This window comes from Candidatus Coatesbacteria bacterium (assembly GCA_014728225.1).
In the GTDB taxonomy this organism is placed as follows: Bacteria; RBG-13-66-14; RBG-13-66-14; order RBG-13-66-14; family RBG-13-66-14; genus WJLX01.
In genome coordinates, this window is record WJLX01000044.1 from 1 (window position 1) to 4,739 (window position 4,739).

Sequence of the window (4,739 nt, forward strand, 5' to 3'; positions counted from 1 at the left end):
GATCTCGACCCCCGTGGTGAACTACCTGTTCGCCGAATACCTGTGCGAGAACTACGGCTCTGACGACGAGGTCACCGACATCGTCGACAACCGCGAGGTCTGGATCATCCCCGTGGTCAACCCCGACGGCTACCAGTACGTTTACGACGTCTACGACATGTGGCGCAAGAACCGCCGCGACAACGGCTACAGCTACGGCGTCGACCTCAACCGCAACTACATCTACCGCTGGGGCTGGGACGACTCCGGCTCGAGTCCCAACCCCTCCTCGGACACCTACCGCGGTCCCTCCGCCGGCAGCGAGCCCGAGCTCCAGACGATGATGCAGTTCTACGCCGACCGCGACGACAGCGGCAATCCGGTCATCAAGGCCATCAACTTCCACACCCACTCCCAGCTCGTGCTCTACCCCTGGGGCTACAAGGACGGTACTACGCCGCACAACTACATTTACGCCCCGACGGCCGCCCTGTTCGCCTCCTACAACGGCTACGCCGATATGCCCTCCCACGGACTCTACAACACCAACGGCGACGCCACCGACTGGCAGTACGGCAGCCACCTCGACGACGGCTACGGCGACCAGCTTCTCTCCCAGCCCCTGTTCGGCTACACCTTCGAGATGGGCACCCAGTTCATCGTGCCTTACTCCACCGCCGAGGCCCAGTTCAACGAGAACCTGCAGCCGATGCTCGACCTCTGCAAGCTGGCCGGCGACCCAGAGATGGTCTGCGCCCTGCCCGGACCCAACCTCCACGAGATGGATCAGGACGCCGACGGCGACTATCTGGTCGAGTGGGACGCCCCGGTGCCCGAGCACGGCGTGATCGAGTTCTACCAGCTCGACGAGCTGACCGGCTACCAGCAAATCACCGATGGCGCCGAGGACGGCTTCGACAACTGGGACAACGAGAACTTCAACCGCTCCACCAGCAACCCCCACGAGGGCTCCTACTCCTTCTGGAGCGGTGACGCCAACAACTACTCCGCCAAGCTGACCATGGCCAACCCCATCGAGATCGAGTCCGGCGACGCCCTGAGCTACTGGACCCGCTACAACATCGAATCCGGCTATGACTACGCCTACGTCGAGGCCTCCAGCGACGGCGTCACCTGGGACCAGCTGGCCTCCTACTCCGGCAACGGCTCCAGCTGGAGCGAAAAGAGCCACTCCCTCTCCAGCTACGCCGGCGAGACCATCAGCGTCCGCTTCCGCTACAAGACCGACACCAATAAACACTACGGTGGGATCTACTTCGACGAGATCCATCCCGTCGACACCTTCGACACCTGCACCACCCTGGCCGACGACATCACCGAGACCGAGTACCAGGTCACCGGCCGCACCCCAGAAACCTACTACTACCGGGTCCGCGCCGGTAATGAATTCGTCTGGGGCGGCTGGAGCAACATCGAAGCCATGGAGGTCGTCACCACGGACGCCCCCATCGCCGACCTGCATTACGACTGGACCGACGAGGGCGCCCTCGTCTCCTGGACCCCCCAGGAGGCCGTCGGCGGCGTCAACCTCTACCTGGAAAGCGGCGGTGAGCGCGAGCGCCTCAACGACAACCTGCTCGGCGCCGCCCGCACCAGCTACCTCGTCCGCTCCGCCGAGACCGGCGACGCCGTCTACCTCGAGGTCGTCACCAGCGACGGCGAGGCCCTCGAGTTCGGCCCGCTGACCATCGGTGAACGCCCCGAGGGCGTCATCCGCACCACCGTCGAGGGCTCCTTCCCCAACCCCGTGCGCTCGACGGCCACCGTGGCCTACAGCGTCAGCGCCGCCGACGCCGGCGAGCCCCTCGAGCTGGCCGTCTACGACCTCTCCGGCCGCCGCGTGGCCACCCTGGCCTCGGGTAGCGCCGTCAGCGGGCGTCACCAGGTCGTCTGGCAGGCCGACGGCGTCGCCGCGGGCCTCTACCTCGCCCGCCTGACCGTCGGCGAGACCGGCGCCACCACCCGCCTGGTCGTCAGCCGCTAGGGGCCAAGAGATAAAGACTCTGCAAGATCTAACACCGGGCCGAGAGGCCCGGTGTTCTTAGTACACGACGATCCAGATACGACGGTCGGGTTGAGGTGTTCCGGCGGGGCCCGGCGCGCGTTTTTGCCCGAGCTCAGCCGGTTGCCAAACCGGCTGAGCTCGGTATGCAAAAACCGTGACGGGCCCTGAGGGGAGCCGACGGCGACGGCCGGGCTCAGGCCCGGCCGTCGTGTTGCTTCAGAGCTGTCAGTTCGTCCTACTCGACGTTAAAATTCTCCAGGGCGACGAAGTTGCCGTCGAGGTAGAAGATCACCGACCACTCGCCGGTATCCCACCAACCGGTCTCGGTGTAGCCGCGTCCGCCGATGACCCGCTTGGTTTCCTCGTCGGCTTCGACGGTGAATTCCTTGTCCTGGGTCCAGCGCAGCTCCTCGCTGGGATCGTACCACTCGACGGTCATCACGTGATCGCCGGTGCCCTCGTCGCTCTCCCGGGCCAGGGACACCACCCAGACGATCATCGCCGTGTCGTCCTTCTTGAAGCTCTCCCGGGGGGTGTTGTAATCGTCGCGGTCGACGAATACCAGGCCGTAGAGGGCCAGCCCGGTGGGCTTGGCCTCGCCGCCGTCCTCTTCCTCGCTCTCGACCTCGCCGACGCTGAAGCGCGCCTGACCGAGCTGCTCGCCGTCGACGGAGAGCATGAGGGTGTACTCGCCGGCGGCCCAGTTGCCCGGCTCCTCGTAGCCCTGTCCGCCGCCGACGCTGACGGCCTCGTCACCCTCGAAGACGGTCACGCTGCGTTCCTCGCGCCACAGCGGCTTGCCGTCGGGATCCAGCCAGTCCGCGGTCACGGTGTGGGTGCCGGCGGCCTCGTCGGTCACCGACAGCTTGGCGAACCACAGCACTTGGGTGGTCTCGGCCCGGGGGAAGACCTCGACGGGTTCGGTGACGTCATCGGGGTCGTGGAAGTTGATCCCGGCCAACAGGATCGGCTCCTGCTCCTCTTCTACCTCGCCGGTGACGCGGAAGATCTCCTCAGCCAGGGGCGAGCCGTCGAGGTAGAACTTGATAGTGTAGACACCGGGCTGCCAGCCGCCGACGCCGGAATAGCCCTTGCCGCCGGTGATGCTGATCGTGCTGTCGCTTCCCGTGGAGAAGTCGCGCTCCTCGGTCCACTTGAGCGTACCGTCGTGCCAGTACCACTCGGCGGTCAGCTTGTGGCGGGAGTTGGGGTCGTTGTTGGCCAGGTTGACCTTCCAGACGACGATCGTCGTCTCCTCGGCGTCGAAGCTCTTGGTCACCGCCGTCAGGTCCTCCTGGGGCGCCAGCGCCACGCCGAGGTAGTCCAGGGTGCCCCGAGTCTCCTCCTTCTCACCGTCGTCGGGGGTGCCGACGCCGGGGAACTGGCAACCCACGGCCAGCAGCAGCACGGCGGGCAGGATTACTAACAGCGCTTTGCGCAACATGGAAACCTCCCAGGGAATCAGTTTTTCAAACGTCGGATCAAAACGGTAACCAGGGTCAGGGTAATCAGCCAGCCCAGGACGGCCTCGAGGCTGATCAGCACCCAGCCCAGGGCGTTGCCGGCGTACATGAAGCCGTCACCGAAGAAGGCGGCCAGAGAGATGCCGAAGTAGCCCAGCAGATTGTAGACGCTGTGGTTGATGATCACCGGCACCCCGCCGCCACCCAGGGTTAGGAAGTTGCCGGCGATGTAAAACATGCCGAAGAGGTAGACGATCACCAGGGCGCTGACGACCAATCGCAGGGGGCGTTCGCCGTAACCCGCCGTCAGCCGCCAGACGCCGTAGGCGAAGCGCTTGAGGAACCCGTCGCGCCGCTTGACCAGTTGGTGCTCGCTCCACCAGGCCAGCTCGGCGGTGCGCGAGGCGGCGCGGCGCTCTCCGGCGGTGCGCAGGCGCTCGGCCAGACCGCGACAGGCGGCCCGCAGGCCGCGCAGGTGCACCTCGGTGGCGCCATCGACGAGATAGAACTCGCGCAGTCGATCGAGTATCCGCCGTTGCAGGGCGGCGTCGCTCAAACCGGCCAGGTAGGCGGCCTCGACGAGTCTTTCCCGTGCGGTAGCCGTCGCACCGCCCCGTTCGTACAGCTCGGCGGCGCGCAGGGCGTAACCAGCGGCCTCACCGGGGTGTTCGGCGGCCCGCTCACGGGCCAGCTCGTCGTACAAGCGTCCGGCGGCTGTGGGATCGTCGACGGCGAGTTCCCGGACCCGTGCGACCCGGGCGCTGATTTCGCTTTGCTCCATCGTCCTCCATCATTTCGGCTCCCGGAAGTGAATCGTCGTCTCAAGTATAGCAGGTCGGGAGCCGACGGACTAGAGCGCCGGCCGGAGGTCTGAACGCGCAGCCGAATCGAGCGTTGAGGACCACGTCGGGGGTTGATTTAGCCGCGCGGATCGGGGCTGCTAAAAGGGGCGATCCGCAAGGGATCGCCCCGGTGTTGCTTGTTTTCCGATTGCCTTAGAGGCTCTTGATCTGGCCCCAGGAGGCGGGCTCGACGTCGTAGCCGAGGACCTCGAAGCTCCAGACTTCGTCGGAGCCCATGGTGTTACCGGCGTTGTCGGCCAGGGTGCCGGCGACGGTGCAGGTAATCACGTCGGGCGGCAGGTCGGCGTCGGGGGTGAAGGTGCAGACAACGTCCAGCGGGTCGGTGTCATCGACGTCCAGGGTGCCGCTGATGTCAGCCAGCGGGCTGACCATGGTCAGGGCGCCGCCGGAGAGGGTGGTGTCCTCGGC

General features: G+C 66.0%; 3 protein-coding genes. 1 reads left to right on the top strand and 2 read right to left on the bottom strand.

Translation table 11 applies throughout. The features are described 5' to 3' along the window. Positions 1-1,984, top strand: a 1,984-nt coding sequence (locus tag GF399_03240) for a T9SS type A sorting domain-containing protein (protein ID MBD3399327.1), incomplete at its 5' end; no start/stop codon positions are given. Positions 1,985-2,240: 256 nt separating this feature from the next. On the opposite strand, the gene GF399_03245 is transcribed toward GF399_03240, so the two are convergent. Together GF399_03245 and GF399_03250 are read right to left on the bottom strand one after the other, a co-directional pair. Then, positions 2,241-3,449 (bottom strand): hypothetical protein, encoded by a 1,209-nt coding sequence (locus GF399_03245; GenBank protein ID MBD3399328.1) that lies wholly within the window; start codon positions 3,447-3,449, stop codon positions 2,241-2,243. 17 nt (positions 3,450-3,466) lie between these two features. After that, a complete protein-coding gene (locus GF399_03250; protein ID MBD3399329.1) occupies positions 3,467-4,249 on the bottom strand; it encodes a hypothetical protein in 783 nt (260 codons plus the stop codon). Between the last annotated feature and the right edge of the window lie 490 nt (positions 4,250-4,739).

Coding starts and splice junctions, on each gene's coding strand:
- GF399_03250 (MBD3399329.1), bottom strand. CDS start 4,249: ATGGAGCAAAGCGAAATCAGCGCCCGGGTCGCACGGGTCCGGGAACTC.
- GF399_03245 (MBD3399328.1), bottom strand. CDS start 3,449: ATGTTGCGCAAAGCGCTGTTAGTAATCCTGCCCGCCGTGCTGCTGCTG.